Source organism: Streptomyces zingiberis (genome assembly GCF_012034935.1).
In the GTDB taxonomy this organism is placed as follows: domain Bacteria; phylum Actinomycetota; class Actinomycetes; order Streptomycetales; family Streptomycetaceae; genus Streptomyces; species Streptomyces zingiberis.
This window is the reverse complement of sequence record NZ_JAATEN010000009.1, coordinates 89,950-107,366: the sequence shown is the minus strand read 5'-3', so window position 1 is coordinate 107,366 and position 17,417 is coordinate 89,950. Positions and strand designations below refer to the sequence as shown.

Sequence of the window (17,417 nt, the reverse complement as noted above, 5' to 3'; positions counted from 1 at the left end):
CCCCGCGAAAGGGAGCGGACGGATGGACCACGGCGGACACGGCATGACCATGGATCTGCCGCCCTTCACCCTCGCCCGCGGCCTGGAGTTCACCGGGGGGCCGCTCTTCCTCACCGGCTGCCTGCTGGCGCTGGCCCTCTACGGCTGGGGCGTCGCGCGGCTGCGGCGGCGCGGGGACGCCTGGCCGGTGGGGCGCGTGATCGCCTGGGTGCTGGGGGTGGCGAGCATCGCGCTGGTGATGTGCACCGGACTGAACGACTACGGCATGGTCATGTTCAGCGTGCACATGGTGCAGCACATGGTGATCTCCATGGTGTCGCCCATCCTGCTGCTGCTCGGCGCGCCGGTGACGCTCGCCCTGCGGGCCCTGCCGACGGCGCCGCGCGGCCGGAAGGGCCCGCGGGAACTGCTCGTGTCGCTGGTGCACAGCCGCTACGTCCGGGTGATCTCGCACCCGGCGTTCACCATCCCGGTGTTCATCGCCAGTCTCTACGGGCTGTACTTCACGCCCCTCTTCGACCGGCTCATGGGCAGCCCGGCCGGTCACGCGGCGATGATGGCGCACTTCCTCGCGGTGGGCCTGGTCTTCTTCTGGCCGATCATGGGCGTGGACCCGGGTCCGCACCGGCCCGGGTACATCATGCGGATGATGGAGCTCTTCGCGGGCATGCCCTTCCACGCCTTCTTCGGCATCGCGCTGATGATGGGCACCGAGCCGATGGTGGGGACGTACACCACTCCCCCGGCGTCCCTGGGCATCGACGCCCTCGCCGACCAGCAGGCCGCCGGGGGGATCGCCTGGTCGTTCAGCGAGATCCCGTCGGTGATCGTGCTGGTGGCGCTGCTCTACCAGTGGTACCGCTCGGAGGAGCGGCAGGCCCGCCGCTCGGACCGGGCCGCGGACCGCGACGGGGACCGGGAGCTCGCCGCCTACAACGACTACCTCGCGTCACTCCACTCCCGCGCTCGGTAGCGGTCCGGCCCCTTCCCGGGGGACGATGGGGCCCTGGCCTCGGGTCCGCGGTGCGCGGAGCCGCCGGGAGGAGGACGGTATGCCCGGATCGGTGAAGGCGATGGTGATCGCCACGGTCGCCGCGCTGGTGATGGTGGTCGCGTACACCGCGTCGCTCGGCGGCAGCGGCTGGCTCTGGTTCGGCTGGATCGTGCTGGCGGGCGCCACCGCGGCGGCGGTGGCGGTGAGCGGGGGCCTTCCGGGGCGGGGCCGGCGAGGGTGACCGCGCGGGGGCGGCACCGGCGCGCCCCGCGGCACGGCGTTGCGGCGCCGGAGCACGCGGGCCGGGGGGCTGCGAGGGGTCTTCAACCGCTGCTCCGCACAGCCGCGTGAGTGAGCGAACGTGCGGGAACGGGCCCGCACCCCGGGGGCGGGGGTGCGGGCCCGTTCGGTTTCTCAGGCGGCCGGCGCGGGCTCCCGCGCCGTGGTCCCGGACGCCTCCAGTTCCGCCCGGTAGGCCGCCAGCCGGGCCGTGCGGCCGACCGTGAGGGCGCCGACGAGCCGGCCCTGCCGGTGGTAGGCGATCTCCAGCCGGCCGCCCGCCCGGTCGTGTTCGACGACCCGCGTCTCGTCCGCGGCGGACGGCAGACCCACCGACCGGATCCGCGCTCCGTGCAGGTCGGACCAGAAGGACGGCACCGCCGTGAACGGGGGTGGTGCCCCGGTCGCCAGCAGGGTCGCCGCCGCGGCCGCGCCCTGTTCCACGGCGTTCGTCCAGTGGCCGAGGGCCAGGCGCGCGCCGTCCGCGAGCGGTTGCGGCGCCCGGGCGACGTCCCCCGCCGCCACCACCCCGGGTACGGCCGAACCGTCGGGGCGCAGCGCTCGCAGGCTCGCGTCGCAGTGCACGCCCCCGCCGGTGGCCACCCCGGAGCCGGCCAGCCAGCCGGCCGCCGGGACGGAGCCCAGCGCCAGCAGCACCACGTCGGCGGGGAGACGCTCACCGGTGGACAGCTCGACGCCGGTGACGCGCCCGTCCGCCCCGGCGCGGAAGCCCGTCACGGTGGTCCGCGTCCGCAGGGCGATGCCCGCCTCGCGGTGCAGGTCCGCCACGTAGTCGCCGGCGACGGTGCCGGCGGCCCGTTCCAGCGGCCGGGCTCCGGCTTCCACCAGCGTGACCTCGAGCCCGCGGGACCGGGCGGCGGCCGCGACCTCGCCGCCGAGGAACCCGGCGCCCGCGATGACGAGCCGCCGGCCCGGGACCAGTTCGGCGCGGAGCGCCAGCGCGTCGTCCAGGCCACGGAGGGTGCGCACACCGCGCGGCGGCCGGCCGAGGCCGGCGGGCGCACCGCGCGCGGCCGCGCCGGTGGCGAGGACCAGGCCGTCGTAGCCGAGCCGCGTGCCGTCCATGAGGGTGACCGTCCTCGCCGCGGGGTCGAGGCGGACGGCCGGGCGGCCGAGCAGCCGGCGGGCGTCCAGGCCGCCGGGCAGCGGCAGTGCGGTGGCGGGTGGTCCGGCCGGCGCGGTGAGCACCTGTTTGGAGAGCGGCGGCCGGTCGTAGGGCGGGTGCCGCTCGGCGCCCACGATCGTCAGGGATCCCGTGTAGCCGCCGGCGCGCAGCGCCCCGGCGGCCCGCAGCCCGGCGAGGGACGCGCCCACGACCACGATCTCGCGGAGCGCCTGCCGCGCCATCACGCGTCCGGGGTGACGGTGACGGCGCGCACCGGGCAGACGGCGGCGGCCTTCCCGGCCGCTCCGAGCAGCGCGCCGGCGGGCGCGGGGTCGTGGACGAGGCGGTCGTCCTCGTCGAAGGAGAAGATCTCCGGTGCCGCGAAGACGCACTGGCCGTGGCTCTCGCAGCGGTTCATGTCCACGGTGATTCGCATGACTGGCTCCGTTGGGTCGGGTCCGGTGCCGCTGGCGCCCGGTGGCGCGCCCCGTGCTCCCGGACGTGCCGGGCGGGCGCGCCGGCGGGGGTCAGCGGACCGGCGGGTTGAAGCGGGAGTAGCGCGGCTCGCTCCAGCGCAGCGGGGACGCCGAGGGGACCTCGCGCACCGCCTCGACGGAGAACTCCACGAGCCGCTGGGCGCCCGGTGTACGCGCGATCTCCGCCGCGTCCCAGACGGTGCGCGCGGTGCCGGACAGGTGGAGGGACGCCCCCGTTGCCCAGTCGGGGACGAGGAGGCCCGCCGCGGGGTTGAGCAGCAGGTTGCCCAGGGTCAGGAACATGGCGTTCCCGGTGTAGTCCGGCCAGCGCAGCAGGGACGGGGAGAGCACCTGGACGAACCCGGGGTTGCCGCCGCGGTGCGAGGCGTCGGCGTCGCCGTCCGCGGAGGCGGTGGCGATGAAGAAGGTGTCGGCCCGGAGTACCGCCTCCTGCTGCGCCGCGTCGAGCGTTTCGCCGGTGGTGACCGCGCGGGGCTCCGGCCCGCCACCGGGTGCCCGGTGGTACTCCCGTTTCTGCAGGTACTTGGGGCAGTTGGCGACGACCTGGTCGAGATCGACGCGCAGCCCGCCGCCGGCGCGGTGGGCGCGGCCGTTGAGCCGCATCCGGCGCCGGGTGGCCGGCTCGATGGCGAGCATTCCGACGCGCAGGGACCCGGCCGCGCCCAGGGACCCGGCCAGCGGGTCCCCGGGCGGGGGCAGGGCGTCGGCCACGAGGGTGCGGGGGCCGGGGACCTGGAGGAACCCGGGCTCCCCCGTGAGCTGGGTGGCCCAGAGGCGGCCCGCCGGGTCGGCGGCGCCCACCACGATCATCGGCTGCTGCGCCAGGAACTCCCGCGCGACGGGCGGGACGGCGTCCTGGACGGCGCCGAGGGAGAACGCGGCCTGGTCGGTGAGTCCGGCTCTCCGCTGCACCGCGAGTTCGCCGCTGTGATAGGTGGCCACGAGGGCGTCCTTTCCTCAGGCCCGGGCCTCGGGCCCGGGGTGTACGGCGGCCGCGCCCGGGGGGTGCCGCGGGGCCCGGGCCGCGGTCCGCCGGGTTCGGTGCCGTGGGCGGGACGGCCGGCCGGAGGGCTCGCGGCGTGCGGCGCGGTGCGCTGCGTGCTGTGCGGCGTGGGGCGGCGCACGGGAGGCGTCGCCCGCCCTGCCGCATGCGCCCCGGGTGGTGCGGCGCGGGCCGGTCAGTCCGCCCCGCCACGGTCCTAGAAGAAGCCGCAGGTCGGGGCGGAGCCGCTGGGGGCGGTGGCGGACTCCGCGCCCGTCGGCGCGTAGACCTCCAGGCGCGTGCCGTCGGGGTCGGTGAAGAAGATGCCGCCGGAGGAGGCACCCTCGCCGTGCGGAACGACGCCCTCGTAGGCGAACTCGGCGCCGAGCGCGCGCAGCGCCTCCTCGGTGGCCCTGACCTCCTCGACGGTGTCGACCTGGAAGGAGAGGTGGTGCAGTCCCGGCCGGTCGGCGGCGAACACGCCCTGGCTCTGCTGCCAGAGCGTCACCAGCAGGCGGCCGTCCCGGCCGAGGAAGGCCCAGCGGCGGCCGTCCTCCTTGCCCTCCGCCATCACCGCGAAGTCGAAGACCTCGCGGTAGAAGGCGAGCGAGCGGTCCAGGTCCGTCACGTTCAGCCCGACGTGGCCGGTCTGCAGGTTCTTCGCCTTGCTCATGGTGATCAACTGCCTTCCCTCAGGGCCGCGACCGAGCGCGCAACCGGTGAAAATGACTTTAACGGTTAGCCGAAGAGGCCGCAACCGCTGATCTTGGAATGACCGGTTATCGTTGATGGGGTGATGCCGTCGCGCCGAAGGGACCCGCACCGTGTTCTCATCCGCTGATCCCGACCCGCGGCCGCTGACCGGTGAGCCGCTCGCGATCGACCTGCTCAACACCCGCTGGATCGACGCGGCGGGCCGGCACGACCTGCTCGCCTCCCCGGAGGGGACGGCCCTGTGGCTGAGGACGCCCCGGGTACGCGAGGCGCTCGGCGACGCGCCCGTGGTCTCCGGCCACGCCACCCGTGACCGGCTCCACCAGGCCCGCGCCGCCCTCGAGGAGGCCGTCGCCGCCCCGGAGCGGCCGACGCCCTCGGCCCTCGCGGCCGTCAACGAGGTCCTCTCCCACGGCAGGCTCCGCCAGGTCCTGCGCGCCGGGGGACCGGACACCGTCATCGAGGTGGACGACCCGGGCTGGTTCCCTGCCTGGGCCGCCGTCGCCGACTTCCTGCGGCTGGTCGCCGACCGTCCCGACCGCATCCGCGCGTGCGGCAACGACGAGTGCGTCCTGCACTTCTACGACGTCTCGAAGAACGGCACCCGCCGCTGGTGCTCCATGAGCGGCTGCGGCAACCGGGCCAAGGCCCGGCGCCACCACGCCCGCCACCGCCCGGCCTGACCCGTTCCCGCCCCGGCCTGACCCGTTCCCGCCCCCGGCCGGAGCCGGAACGGAGCGGGGAACGGAAGCGGAGCCGGAACCGAAACGGCGGCGGACGGGCCGCCCGTCCGCCGCCGCTTCCGCGGGCCCCGCGCCCGCCGCCCTCACTGCCCGGGAACGGACTCCACCCGGTACTCCGCGCTCCCCGCCGCCCGCTCCCGCAACTCGGCGCGGCGCACCTTGCCGGAGGTCGTGCGCGGCAGGACGGGGGCGAACTCCAGTACCCGCACCCACTTCTCGGGCGGCAGCTCCTCGCGCACGCGCCGCAGGACGCGCAGCGCGGTCCGCTCCCCCGCCGGATGGCCCGGCGCGGCGACCACGAAGGCCTTGGGCGCCCACAGGCCGGCCGGGTCGGGCACCGGGACGACGGCGGCGTCGGCGACCGCCGCGTCCCGCAGCAGCACCTCCTCCAGCTCACGCGGGGAGATGCGGTGGTCGAACGACTTGAACATGTCGTCGGCGCGCGCCAGATACGTCAGCGACCCGTCGGGAGAGCGGACCGCGAGATCGCCCGTGTGGTAGTGACCGTTCGCCAGCACCTTCGCGGTGCGCTCCGGGTCGCCGGCGTACCCCCGCATCAGGCCGAGGGGCGGATCGGCCAGGTCCAGGCAGATCTCGCCCGGCATCCCGTCCGGCACCTCGCGGCCCGTCTCCGGGTCGAGCAGGACCACGGTGTGACCCGGCAGGGGATGGCCCATGCTGCCGGGCACGGGGCGGCGCCCGGGCGGATTGCCGATCTGGCCGGTGGTCTCGGTCTGCCCGTAACCGTCGCGCAGGTCGATCCCCCACTCCCGGGCGACCAGGCCGATCAGCGAGGGCTCCAGCGGTTCGCCGGCCGCGACGGCCTCCCGCAGCGCGGGGGGACGGTCCCCCAGGCCGAGCGCCGCCATACCCCGCCAGACCGTCGGCGGGGCGCAGAACGTGGAGACCGACCGGGTGCGCAGCACCTCCAGGACGTCCGCGGGGCCGCTGCGGGCGGCGTCGAGGGCGACGACCGTCGCCTCGGCGTTCCACGGCACGAAGAAGGAGCTCCACGCGTGCTTCGCCCAGCCGGGGGCAGAGACGTTCAGGTGCGTGTCGCCCGGGCGGACACCGTTCCAGTACATGCCGGACAGATGGCCGATCGGATAGCTGACGTGCGTGTGCTCCACCATCTTCGGCCGGGAGGTGGTGCCCGAGGTGAAGTACCGGAACAGCGGGTCGTCCGCCCGGGTCGGGCCGTCGGGCGTGAACGCCCCGGTGTCCGTGGGGCCTTCGGGGTCCGCGGGATCCGCGGAATCCTCGTAGTCTGCCCACCCCGGTGCCGTCCCGCCCACGGCGATGCCGGTCCACCGGCGGGCGCCGCCGGCCGGGGGAGCGGCGAACCGGCCGGCCAGCCCGGCTTCCGCGACGACGTACCGGACGTCCGCCCGGTGCAGCCGGTCGGCCAGCTCCGCGGGGGTCGCCGTGGTGTAGGTCGGGACGAGGACCGCGCCCAGCCGGATGGCCGCGAGCATCGTCTCCCAGACCTCCACCCGGTTGCCGAGCATCAGCAGCAGCGGGTCGCCGCGGCGCACCCCCAGGGACCGCAGCCGGCCCGCGACCCGCTCGGAGCGCCGCGCCAGGTCGTGAAAGGTGAACACCCGGTCGGTGCCCGGGCCGCCGGGGCCGACGACGCGCAGCGCGGCGCCGTCCCGGCGGGTGACGGCCAGGACGTCGAACCAGTCGAGGGCCCAGTTGAACTCCGCCGGGCGGGGCCAGCGGAACTCCGCCACCGCCTTGGACGGATCGGTGCGGTGCAGCAGCAGGAGGTCGCGGGCGGCGCGGAACGCCTCGGTCGCGGAGGAGCCGGTCATGCCGCACCACCCGGCGCCGTGGCCACGTCCGCCCGCCCCGCGGCCCGGCCCGGGACGGACACCGGCTCCGGCACCGGTGGCGGGCCGCCCGCCGGACGCTCCAGGGGGCGCAGCGCGTCCGCCGCGATCGCGTCGGCGTCGCGGTAGAACAGCGTGGCCAGTCCCGGACGGCTGGAGCCGACCTGGGTGAACCACCGCGTGTGCTCGGTGGGGATGCCCAGGGCGTACAGGTCGGGCTGCGCGGTCCCCTCCGCGTCCACGACGTGGAACGGGGCCGGTGTCACCTCCATCCCACCGGTCACGAACCGGCGGCCGGCGGGCCCCTGGACGGCAAACGTCCGGACGATCCCCTCTGCGCGGAGCTGGCGGATGAGGGGCGAGGTGTCCCGGTGCAGGTCAGGGGTGGGGATACGGGCGTCGATCAGGGTCCGGACGTACCGCCGGGAGCCCGCCACCCGCGGTGAGTCCACCACGAACGCGCCCGCCCGCTCGTCGGCACCGAAGCGGGTGCCCGGGCCGGCCACCTCCACGAGCCCCTGGCGGATCAGTGCCCGCAGCTGCTCCACCCGGTACATCGGGGGGCCCGCCGACAGCAGTGCGTTGACCGGCAGGAAGCGGCGGTGGAAGGACTCCGTGTGCGACTCGGGGAGCAGCCCGCCGAAGTCCACCGCCTCGCGGACCATGGTGCGGATGTCCCGTAACACGTCCAGCGCGGCCTTCAGCGGGCCGTCCACCGTGCCCTGCCCGGCCGCCGCCAGATCCTCGTCCATCACCTTCAGCAACCGCGCCCGGAAGTCCTCCGGGGAGGCGAACCGCTCCTCCCCGAACGGGCGGGCCAGGGCGTCCAGGTCGAGGGGCGGCTCGTGCGCCAGGCCCGCCCGGGCGAGCAGCGCCGTCCGGTCGGTACCGGTGCGCAGCGCCCGGGCGTGCGCCTCGGCGAAGGCCGCCGCCTCACGGGCGCCGCGCGCCACCCTGACCTGGGTGACCCGGTGGACGTGCTCGACCTCCTGACGCAGCAGCGGCAGGACGTCCTCGGCGAAGTCCAGCTGGCCGCTGCCCCCGGCGGCCCGCCGGGCGGCGCGCGCCGACGCGAGCGCGTCCCGGGTGAGGAACAGGGGCCGGTGGCTGTGGGACGGCTCCTTCTGGTTGCGGCCCCGGGCGGGGATGGGGAGCCCGCTGCGCGACCCCGCCACGATGCCCGGTTCACGGCCGCTGGGGTGGTACTCCAGGGCGCCGTCCGGCCCGGCACGGAACATACCGCCGCGGCCCACGGTCAGGGAGAGCATCACGTCGTAGAAGGAGAGCCCGAGCCCGCGGACGCCCACCGCGCCGCCGGCCGGGACGGTCTCCTCGTCCAGCGGCAGGTCGGCCGCCGAGTCCCCGCACAGGTACCGGGTGCCGGGGGTGCGGCGGGCGAAGTCGAGCATCGCCCGTTCGAACTCGTCCGGTTCGTTGACGGGGTGCCCGGTGGCCAGGACGACCCGGTCGGCCTCCAGCAGATGGGGGGCGGTGTCCAGGGTGAGCAGGTGGCCGCCGCCGGCGGCGGGCCGCACCGCGGTCACCCGGCCGGTCACCGGGACGAGTTCGACGTGGCCGGGCAGGCCGCGGGTGATCGTGGCGAGAACGTCGGCGAGGTACCGCCCGTAGCGGACCCGCGGGGCGTAGTCGTCCGGGCCCAGCGGCTCCTCGCCCTGCCGGGCCCGCTCGGCGATCCACTCACCGAGGGAGGGCCCCGCGCCGGGCCGGGCGGGGCCCGTGTCCGGGTCGCCGGAGTACATGGTCACCTGGGAGACGACGGTGTTCATGGTGAACCAGTCGTCCTGGTCGGTGCGCCACACCCGGCCGGCGCCGACCTCCGTCCCGTCGATCAGGTGGACGCGTACGGGCCGGGGCGGGCCGCCACCGGACCGCCCGGCCTCCGCGGCGGTCCGGACGGCGAGCCGCTCCAGGACCGAGATGCCGCGCGGGCCGCTGCCGACGATGGCGATGACGAGAGGACGGCGATCGGATATGTGTCCGGGCACGGGAGCTTCCTTGGTGGTGTGGAGGAACGGCCGGTCGTGGGCGGGTGGGGACGGCGGGAGCGGGCGGTCGCGAGAGGGTTGACGCGGTGGTCCGGGGCGGGGCGCGGTGTCAGCCGGGCAGCGCGCGGGCCCGTCCCTCGCCCTCGCCGGCGGTCAGCGCGGCCCGGTCGAAGGCCTGCTGGGTGTGGGACAACATGCCGAGCAGATCGTCGGCGCGGAGCCGGTCGCGCCCGGCCACCGGCGAGGGCCGCAGCGGCATGGCGCCGGTGGCGTGCCACTGGAGGGAGCCCCGGGCGTCGATGTACGAACGGGAGCGCTGGGCGTTGTCGGCGTGCAGGCAGTAGGGGACGTCCAGGACACCGCGGCGGAACGCCTCGGTCAGCGCCCGGCCGGTGTCCGGATGGATCTCCAGCACCGCCTCGACCAGCGCCCGGGCCTCCCGCAGCACCCCGAACTCCGTACCGGCGGCGGCCGCGCCCCGGTGCCCGGCCGCCGCCGCGGCCCCGTGCCCGGCCGCCGCCGCGGCCTCCTCGAGGGCGTGGACGTTGTCCTGGACGGTCGGGATGCGGTGCGCCTCGGCCGGTGTCTTGACGATCAGGCGCTCCGTGCCGGTCAGCGCCGCCAGCCGCGCGCTGTCCCGCAGCAGGGCGAGCGCGCCGCCCGTGGTGCGGGGGAAGACCCCCATGTAGGTGTAGAGCACGACATGCCAGTCGAGGCCGTCCAGGTGTTCGGCCGCCAGGGTGCGCAGCGCGGCGAGGGCCTCGACGTCCTGGCCGTGGTGGGTCTGCTGCGCGTAGCTCAGGGAGACGCTCCGCAGCCCGTGCCGGCGGAAGAACACCCCCTCCAGCACCGAGAGCGCCACCAGCAGGCCCGGCGGGCAGAGCTGCCCCAGCATGCAGCCGCCGAAGCTCTCCAGATGGGCACCGGGGTGCCCGGCGAGCAGCTCGCAGCTGCGCGCCCAGGCGTCGACGGAGGTCCGCAACGGGGTCCGGCTGTACGGCAGGCAGTACGACACCGGGCCGCCCTCGGTGGCGTCCAGCCCGGCGTCGAGCATCGTGCGGATGATGGCGTGCGGGTCGGCGGAGCCGTGCCGCACCTGGACGGCGAACCCGTCGCCCGCCACGTCCGAGACGAGCCCGCGGGTGGTGGCCGCGCCGTGGGCGACGATCGGGTAGCCGTTGAGGTCGGTGCCCTCGGCCAGGGCGAGCCGGGCCGACGTGTGGTCGCCGACCCGGGTGTAGCTGTCGATGGTGAGGGTGCCGGCCGTGCGGGCGCGGGCCCGTTTCACGGCGCGCAGCCCCTCCCGCATCCGGGGGAGGTCGGCGAAGCCCATGCGCGGCTGCACGACGAGCTCACCGGACCGCCGCGCCGCGCCGACCGCGGCGGCGAAGGTGACCGGCCGTTCCGGGGGGCTCACCGGGCCGCCGCGGCCGCGAGGGCGGGTGTGGCGTACCGGTCCAGATAGCTGCGGAACTCGGCGACCCCGGCCGTGTCCTCGAAGACCGCGTCGAAGCCCGCCGCCATCAGCTCCGGACCGTGGGCCCCGGCCCCGGCGCCCGTGACACCGAGCTTGCCCCCGATGACGACGCGCAGGCCGCGCAGGTCCGGCTCGTCCCGCAGCCGGCGGACGGCGCGGGCACCGTCGAGCGCCCCGTGGCCGTTGACGCTGCTGAGGACCACCAGGTCCGGGCGGACCCGGCGGCACTCCTCGACCAGCAGGTCGTCGGGGACGCAGGAACCGATGTTGGTCACCCGGTGCCCCAGCTCCTCCAGCAGCAGTTGCAGGAAGACGAGGTTCCAGGTGTGGGAGTCGGAGGAGACGCTGGAGACGAGCACGCGGCGGCCGCGGCGCTCCGGGGCGCCGGTGGTGTTCCGCGCCGGGGCGTCCTGCCCAGGATCTCGGAGTGACGGGACGTGGTACAGGGACACGGCATTGCTCTTTCGGGTCGGCGCGAGGTGCGGGTGGGCAGGCGGGACGGGCACGCCGGGGCCGGAGGACGGCCACGGGCCGCGGCGACGGACGACGGCGCCGGGGCGGGCCGGCGGAACCGGGCCCGGCGGGGCCTGCGGCTGCGTGAACCGGGGCCGGGCGGCCGGCCGGGGTACGGAGGCCGCCCCGCCCCGGGCGGTCACGGGGCGGCGGTGACGCCGACCGGCCGGACCGGCTTCTGCGGGGTGCGGGCGGCGGCCGGGCGGGTGCGGATGGCGAGCACGGTGCACCCGGTGCGGCTGGACATCTGGTGCTCGGTGCCGGGCCCCTCGACCACCAGGTCGCCCTTGACGTAGGAGATGCCGTCGCTGTGGTCGAGCACACCGTCCAGGACCAGCATCAGCTCGTGGCCGAGGTGCTCGTGGAAGTCGCCGTGCGCGCCCGGCGGGAAACGCAGCAGCAGACCCACCGAGTCCTCCCCCTCGGACTCGTCCGGAGCCCACAGGACGTGGTGTTCCACGCCCGCCCGGCCGGGCTCGGACCACGGCACCCAGTCCAGGTCCCCGAGTTCGAATCCGCTGCGGAACACGTTCGGAATGTAAGCGATGTCGGACACTGAATTGCCCCTCCTCGGCCGGCATGTCGGCACCCGGCCAACTCACCGGTGAATTCTGCATTTGCCTTGAGGCTATGCAGCCGAAGACACCGCCGATACGCGCATGTTCCGATGGCCGGTATCGCAGTTTCCGATGGGGGTGCCGAGCACGTTCCGGTGACGCGCCGGGAATTCTCCCGGGCGTCACCGGGGGTTGGCTGCTGCGGACCGGGGCCGGCATCCACGCGTCGGCGTGAATGCCGGGAGCGGCGGCCCCGGAGGAGGAGCGGCGGGTGCGGCCGCGGGGGACGGCTCAGGCCGGCTGGCCCGCCTTCTCGCGCCCGATGCGGGCGGCCATGTCACAGACCGCGGAGACCGCCGACCGCGCGGGCCCGTGAACGGACCGGATCGCCCGCACCCGCAGCCGGACGCTCGGCAGCCAGGACACCACGGCCATGCCGTCGTTCGCCGCCGCGCCGGCGACCTCGGCCGGGAGCATGGCGATGCCGTAACCGGTGCGGGCCAGATCACGGGCGCCGCCCATCGAACCCGCCTCGATGACCGGCGGATCGATGCCGTACCTCTCGCGCACCGCCTCGACCAGCACCTGATGGGAGGCGCAGTCCGGGTCGACGGCCAGCACCCGCAGGGAGGACAGGGCCGCGGCGGGGTCAACGGCATCGGCGACGGACGCGGAGGCGACCGGTACGGCCCCGAGGTCCGGGAGTTCCTCCACGGTGATCCCGGAGGCGGTGGAGGTGTCGACGAAGCAGTCGCCGTGCACCAGCGCCAGGTCCACCTCGCCGCCGCGCACGGCCTCCTGCGCCCGGCTGATGGCGAGTTGCTGCGGCGACACCTGAATCTTCGGATAACGGTAGCGGCACTCGCGGATCAGCGAGCCGATCCTCGTCTCCAGCAGCAGTGCCGAGGCCCCCACGGCGGCGCGCCCCTCGAGTTCCCCCGAGGGATTGAGAGCGGCGGCCATCTCGTCGACGACATGGAATATGCGATGCGTGTAGTCACGGAATATCTCACCGGACGGGGTCAGCCGGACCCCGTGCGGTAACCGCTGAACCAGTTGCATACCGACCCTGGTTTCCAGGGACCGGATGTGCGACGTCACGCTCGACTGCGCGTATCCAAGGCTTCGGGCAGCCTTGGTGAAGGAGCCCAGACGGGCCACTTCGCGGAAAGTCCTGAGTTGATAGAGAGCAAGATCCAACGACACATCTCCCCCATGCGCAAGACACGGACTCGCCACCTTTCGGCGCGAAGCCGGCGCGCGCATGAGCCCCCGCCGGGTCCGGTCAGCCCCCGTCCGGCGGAGGACTCCTTTCTCAGGCGGTCCCCGTCCGGTACTTTCACGATGCCAAACGCCTCACTTGACACCAGAACATTACACTAGGTCATCCTCGAACCCCTGCTGCCGAACCATCCCCCGACCGGACGAGGACCACCGTGACCCTCCAGCCCCCCGCTCCCGCGCCCGCCGGCGTGCCCCCGCTCCACGGCGAGCCCCTGCCCCTGGAGTTCTCCAACACGGTCTTCCCGGTCCGGGGTGAGCTGCGGGACGGCATCGGGACTCCGGAACGGCTGGGGTGGTGGCTGAGCGCCAACGGGGGACGGCTGAAGACCGACCTGCCGGCCCCGGCGCTGCGGGCGCTCACCCCGGGCGACGTCGCGTACTTCGTGCTGCTGCGCGACGCGCTCCGGCGGCTGGTCGGTGCCCACGTCCGCGGCCACGCGCCCGACGCCTGGGACGTCGCCCAGCTCAACCGGGCCTCCAGCCTCGACCGTTCGTGGCCGCTGCTGTGCTGGGCCGGGGAGGAGCCGCCGACCCGCGTGGAGATGTGCACCACCACCCCCCTCGCGGCGGTCCAGGCCGAGATCGCCCACGCGGCGATCGCGCTGCTCTCCGGGACGTCCCCCGCGGAGCCGAGGGCGTGCCGGGCCCCGGGGTGTGTCTTCTTCTTCGACCACGCGCGCTCCCGGCGTGAGTGGTGTTCGACCGGCTGCGGCAACCGGGCCCGGGTCGCCCGCCACCACGCCCGGCGCCGGGCGGCGGGCTGAGCGGGGCCGGCGGCGCCGGCGGGGACGCCCGCGGGGGCCCGCCGGGCCGCGAAGCCCTAACGGGCCATCCCCGCCGGCCCGTTAGACCCGGGACGCGCGGGCGACGAACCGGACGGGTGAGGCGCCATCGGACTTCCCGATCACCGCCATCGGTGAACCCCTCGATGACCCGCGTCCTGGCCGCCTTACGTTCCTTGGCAGTACCGCACGCCGTGGCGCCGACTCCTGTGACGAGTGCCGCCAGGGCCCGGACCCCAAGGAGCGACCCATGTCCCGCACCACACCCCGGCGGCGATCGCTGCTGACCTCCGCCGCGGCCACCGTGGCCCTGGCCGCCTTCGCCACCGCGGTCCCCGCCGTCCAGGCCGGCGCCGCCGAGACCGCCCCCTCCGCCTCCCCCGCGTCGGGGGACCTGGACTTCGCGCGGGGCGCCAACGACCACGTCCTGTACTGGAACACGGCGCTCATGGACCTCTTCCGGCACCGGGGCGGCACCCCGGGTCCGCTCGGCCGGGGCGGCGCCATGATGGACCTGGCCGTCTACGACGCCGTCAACTCGGTCAGGACCATCGGCAAGCCCTACCTCACCAAGGACCCCGCGGCCGCCGGCCGGTACGGCGCGCTCAACTCCGCGATCGACCACGCCGCCTACACCGCGCTGCGGGACGCCTTCCCCGACCACCCGGTCGCCGACCTCGACGCCAAGCTCCGCACGGCACGCGCCATGCCCGACCCGGGCACCGCGGCGGAGCGCGACCTCGGCCGTGACCTCGGAGTCAGGACCGCGCGGGCCGTCATCGCCGACCGCGCCGGCGACGGCTCCGGCGACACCACGCCCTACGTCCCGAACCTCGCCCCGGGGCACTGGCGGCCCGCCGAGGGCAAGCCCGCGGGCGCCCCCAACTGGGGCAAGGTCAAGCCGTTCGCCCTGTCCTCCGGTTCCCAGTTCCGGCCGGGGACGATCGGCGGCTTCGGCTCCGCGGAGGAGATGCTGCGGAGCCCCGAGTACGCGGCGCAGGTCAACGAGATCAAGCGGATCGGCGGCAGGGACTCCTCCGGGCGGACCGCGGAGCAGACCGAGATCGGCCACTACTGGGCCAACGACATCGACGGCACGTACAAGCCGATCGGCCAGCAGTACGACCACACCGTGGCCGTCTTCCGCACCCACCGTCCGCAGGGCACCTCCTTCGAGAGCGCCAAGCTCTTCGCGCTCACCTCGGTGGCCCTCGCCGACGCGGCGATCGCCGTCTGGGACTCCAAGTACCTGACGGACTGGGACGTCTGGCGGCCCGCCGACGCGATCCGGCGGGCGGACGAGGTCCCCAACCCGGACATCGTCGCCGACCCGGACTGGGAGCCGCAGGAGCAGGACCTCCTCGGCAACAGCTTCTCCCCGAACTTCCCGTCCTACGTCTCCGGCCACACCGGCATCGCCGCGGCCTGGGCCCGCATCGTGGCGAAGTACTTCGGCACCGACGACCTGGCCTTCACCGCCGGCACCGACGACCCGCTGGCCCAGGGCGTCACGCGGTCCTTCACCAGCCTGAGCGGAGCCGCCCGGGAGAAGGCCGACAGCCGCAAGTACCTGGGCATCCACTTCCAGTGGGACAACGATGCCGGGTTCACGCTGGGCACCAAGGTCTCCGACAGGGTGTTCGCGACCGTCGCGAACTGACCCCGCTCCCGCCCGGCGGCCGGGCCGGCGTCACCGCCCGGCCCGGCCGTCCGCGCGGGCCCGGCGGCTGTGCCGGGCCACCCGCACCCGGTTGCCGCACCCGGTGGTGCACCAGGCGCGGCGGGCGTGGCTCCGGACGAAGTAGAGGATGCAGCCGGGGGCGGGGCAGGCCCGGATCTTCTCCCTCTCCGCGCCGGAGAGAAGCTCCACGGCCGCCCCCGCGACCTCCCCCAGCGCCACCCGCCGGGGATCGCCCTCGGACCACCGCACCCTCGCGGGGCGGTCCTCGTCCCCGCTCAGCTCCGGCCACCGGGCGGCGAGCCGGGCGGCCCCGTTCACCACCGCGACCGGCCCGGGCTCCGGCGGGCGTCCGGCCACCTGGGAGGCGGCGAGTTCCCGCAGGGCGTGGCGGAGTTCCCCGAACGCGGCGACATGCGCCGGCGTGGCGGGGGGCGCCGCGGCGAGTTCCCGGACCAGCGCGGGACTGAACTGCGCGTGGTGCGCGGTGAGCCAGTCGTCCAGGTCTCCCGGCCGGGTCAGGGCGTCCACGAGACGGCCGCGCACCCCGCCCTGGATGTAGGTGGTGTTCACCAGTTCCAGGGGCAGCGGCTCGCCGCGCAGCGGAAGGCGCCCGATCGCGCCCCCGTCCGGCTCCCGCCTCGTCGTGTCACCCATCGTTCCATCCTGCCGTCGTCCGCCGTCTTCCGAATACCCACCCCGAGCTAATGGAACCGGATAGCATTCATGCGTTAGCTCACCGGTGCTCCAGGAAGGAACACTCCCGATGACCGATTCCGTGGTGACCGAGGTCTCGCCGCTGCGGCGGGCCACCTCCGCGCTGGCGGGCAAGGCCCCGGCCCCCGCCGCGAAGGCCACCGTCTCCGTGGCCACCCTGGGCGGTGTGGTCGCCCTGGTCCTGCTGGTCGCGATCGGTGTGGCGATCGGCCAGACCGTGCTCATCCCGCCGCTCGCCGCCAGCGCCGCCCTGGTCTTCGCCGCGCCCGCCCTGCCGCTGGCCCAGCCCCGCAGCGTGATCGGCGGGCAGTTCACCTCCGCCGTGGTCGGCTTCCTCACCCTCGCGGCGGGCGGCGCCTCGGCGTGGTCCGCCGCCGTGGCGGGCGGACTGGCGATCGGCGCGATGGCCCTGGTGCGGGCGCCCCACTCCCCCGCCGCCGCGACGGCCGTCATCGTGGTCCTCACCCAGCCGGACCCCCTGCTCTTCCTGCCGCTCCTCGTCCTGGCCACGGGGGTTCTGGTGGCCGTCGGGATCCTGGCCGGACGCAGCGGCAGGACGGCCCGCTACCCCACCTACTGGTGGTGAGACCCCTCATGACCAGAAGGTACGGGCAGCTGCTCTTCACCCCGGCGGCACGACGCCACCAGCAGGAGCACGGCAGCCACCGGGGCTACGCGGCCATGACGCGGGGACCGGCCGGAGCCGACCGGCTCACCGCCGACGAGGCCGGGTTCGCCGCCACCAGGACGAGCTTCTACCTGGCCAGCACCAGTTCCTCAGGCTGGCCCTACGTCCAGCACCGGGGAGGGCCGCCCGGCTTCCTGCGGGCGACCGGCGACCGGACGCTCGCGTTCGCCGACTACCGGGGCAACCGGCAGTACATCACCGTGGGCAATCTCGACGGCGACGACCGGGTCGCGCTCCTGCTGATGGACTACCCCTCCCGGACCCGGCTGAAGATCCTCGGCCGGGCACGGACGGCCGGGGCCAAAGACCTCCCGGACGGGGAGGTCCCCATGCCCCCGGACGGCTACCGCGCCAAGGTCGAACGTCTGGTCCTCGTCGAGGTGGAGGCGTTCGACTGGAACTGCCCCCAGCACATCGAGCCCCGCTACACGGCGGCGGAGCTGGAGGAGACGCTGGCCCCGATGCGCGAGCGGATGGCGGCGCTGGAACGCGAGAACGCCCGCCTGAGAGCCGGGAGTCCGGACCCGGCCGGCGCCGGCTGACCGCCC

At 75.2% G+C, this 17,417-nt stretch carries 18 protein-coding genes; 7 read left to right on the top strand and 11 right to left on the bottom strand.

Going from position 1 to position 17,417, the window contains the following annotated elements:
• Window positions 1-22 precede the first annotated feature (22 nt).
• Together HCK00_RS14150 and HCK00_RS14145 are read left to right on the top strand one after the other, a co-directional pair.
• Complete coding sequence (locus tag HCK00_RS14150) at window positions 23-973, top strand: cytochrome c oxidase assembly protein (RefSeq protein WP_168102264.1); 951 nt, start codon at window positions 23-25, stop codon at window positions 971-973.
• Between the two features lie 79 nt (window positions 974-1,052).
• Complete coding sequence (locus tag HCK00_RS14145) at window positions 1,053-1,235, top strand: hypothetical protein (RefSeq protein WP_168102263.1); 183 nt, start codon at window positions 1,053-1,055, stop codon at window positions 1,233-1,235.
• Window positions 1,236-1,408: 173 nt separating this feature from the next.
• On the opposite strand, the gene HCK00_RS14140 is transcribed toward HCK00_RS14145, so the two are convergent.
• The 4 genes from HCK00_RS14140 to HCK00_RS14125 all read right to left on the bottom strand — a co-directional run bounded on the left by HCK00_RS14140 (window position 1,409) and on the right by HCK00_RS14125 (window position 4,551).
• Window positions 1,409-2,641, bottom strand: a complete 1,233-nt coding sequence (locus tag HCK00_RS14140) for an NAD(P)/FAD-dependent oxidoreductase (protein WP_168102364.1) — start codon at window positions 2,639-2,641, stop codon at window positions 1,409-1,411.
• Complete coding sequence (locus HCK00_RS14135) at window positions 2,641-2,835, bottom strand: ferredoxin (protein WP_168102262.1); 195 nt, start codon at window positions 2,833-2,835, stop codon at window positions 2,641-2,643. Before HCK00_RS14135 ends, HCK00_RS14140 begins: the two co-directional genes overlap by 1 nt.
• 91 nt (window positions 2,836-2,926) lie before the next feature.
• Window positions 2,927-3,838, bottom strand: coding sequence for a pyridoxamine 5'-phosphate oxidase family protein (locus tag HCK00_RS14130; RefSeq protein ID WP_168102261.1), 912 nt, complete (start codon window positions 3,836-3,838; stop codon window positions 2,927-2,929).
• Between the two features lie 257 nt (window positions 3,839-4,095).
• Window positions 4,096-4,551, bottom strand: coding sequence for a VOC family protein (locus HCK00_RS14125; RefSeq protein WP_168102260.1), 456 nt, complete (start codon window positions 4,549-4,551; stop codon window positions 4,096-4,098).
• Window positions 4,552-4,702: 151 nt separating this feature from the next.
• Here HCK00_RS14125 and HCK00_RS14120 point away from each other — a divergent pair, with 151 nt between their 5' ends.
• Complete coding sequence (locus HCK00_RS14120; protein ID WP_168102259.1) at window positions 4,703-5,275, top strand: CGNR zinc finger domain-containing protein; 573 nt, start codon at window positions 4,703-4,705, stop codon at window positions 5,273-5,275.
• A 143-nt stretch (window positions 5,276-5,418) separates the two neighbouring features.
• On the opposite strand, the gene HCK00_RS14115 is transcribed toward HCK00_RS14120, so the two are convergent.
• The 6 genes from HCK00_RS14115 to HCK00_RS14090 all read right to left on the bottom strand — a co-directional run bounded on the left by HCK00_RS14115 (window position 5,419) and on the right by HCK00_RS14090 (window position 12,926).
• Window positions 5,419-7,149 (bottom strand): AMP-binding protein, encoded by a 1,731-nt coding sequence (locus HCK00_RS14115; protein WP_168102258.1) that lies wholly within the window; start codon window positions 7,147-7,149, stop codon window positions 5,419-5,421.
• Window positions 7,146-9,173 carry an FAD/NAD(P)-binding protein gene (locus HCK00_RS14110; protein WP_168102257.1) on the bottom strand — a complete coding sequence of 676 codons (2,028 nt, stop codon included), beginning with the start codon at window positions 9,171-9,173 and terminating at the stop codon, window positions 7,146-7,148. Before HCK00_RS14110 ends, HCK00_RS14115 begins: the two co-directional genes overlap by 4 nt.
• Before the next feature lie 109 nt (window positions 9,174-9,282).
• A complete protein-coding gene (locus tag HCK00_RS14105) occupies window positions 9,283-10,590 on the bottom strand; it encodes a methylaspartate mutase (protein WP_168102256.1) in 1,308 nt (435 codons plus the stop codon).
• Window positions 10,587-11,102, bottom strand: a complete 516-nt coding sequence (locus HCK00_RS14100; RefSeq protein WP_375781965.1) for a cobalamin B12-binding domain-containing protein — start codon at window positions 11,100-11,102, stop codon at window positions 10,587-10,589. The genes HCK00_RS14105 and HCK00_RS14100 overlap by 4 nt, the downstream gene beginning before the upstream one ends.
• Before the next feature lie 200 nt (window positions 11,103-11,302).
• Window positions 11,303-11,692 (bottom strand): cupin domain-containing protein, encoded by a 390-nt coding sequence (locus HCK00_RS14095; RefSeq protein WP_311765316.1) that lies wholly within the window; start codon window positions 11,690-11,692, stop codon window positions 11,303-11,305.
• Between the two features lie 319 nt (window positions 11,693-12,011).
• Window positions 12,012-12,926: a LysR family transcriptional regulator gene (locus tag HCK00_RS14090; protein WP_311765315.1), complete on the bottom strand. Its 915-nt coding sequence runs from the start codon at window positions 12,924-12,926 to the stop codon at window positions 12,012-12,014.
• A 230-nt stretch (window positions 12,927-13,156) separates the two neighbouring features.
• Between HCK00_RS14090 and HCK00_RS14085 the strand changes: the two genes are divergently transcribed.
• Together HCK00_RS14085 and HCK00_RS14080 are read left to right on the top strand one after the other, a co-directional pair.
• Window positions 13,157-13,768 (top strand): CGNR zinc finger domain-containing protein, encoded by a 612-nt coding sequence (locus tag HCK00_RS14085; RefSeq protein ID WP_168102254.1) that lies wholly within the window; start codon window positions 13,157-13,159, stop codon window positions 13,766-13,768.
• Between the two features lie 268 nt (window positions 13,769-14,036).
• Window positions 14,037-15,446 (top strand): vanadium-dependent haloperoxidase, encoded by a 1,410-nt coding sequence (locus tag HCK00_RS14080; RefSeq protein ID WP_168102253.1) that lies wholly within the window; start codon window positions 14,037-14,039, stop codon window positions 15,444-15,446.
• 30 nt (window positions 15,447-15,476) lie between these two features.
• Here HCK00_RS14080 and HCK00_RS14075 read toward each other — a convergent pair whose 3' ends face one another.
• Window positions 15,477-16,121, bottom strand: a complete 645-nt coding sequence (locus HCK00_RS14075; protein WP_168102252.1) for a CGNR zinc finger domain-containing protein — start codon at window positions 16,119-16,121, stop codon at window positions 15,477-15,479.
• A gap of 109 nt (window positions 16,122-16,230) precedes the next feature.
• Here HCK00_RS14075 and HCK00_RS14070 point away from each other — a divergent pair, with 109 nt between their 5' ends.
• Together HCK00_RS14070 and HCK00_RS14065 are read left to right on the top strand one after the other, a co-directional pair.
• Window positions 16,231-16,767, top strand: a complete 537-nt coding sequence (locus tag HCK00_RS14070) for an HPP family protein (protein WP_168102251.1) — start codon at window positions 16,231-16,233, stop codon at window positions 16,765-16,767.
• 8 nt (window positions 16,768-16,775) lie between these two features.
• Window positions 16,776-17,411 carry a pyridoxamine 5'-phosphate oxidase family protein gene (locus HCK00_RS14065; protein ID WP_168102250.1) on the top strand — a complete coding sequence of 212 codons (636 nt, stop codon included), beginning with the start codon at window positions 16,776-16,778 and terminating at the stop codon, window positions 17,409-17,411.
• Window positions 17,412-17,417 lie beyond the last annotated feature (6 nt).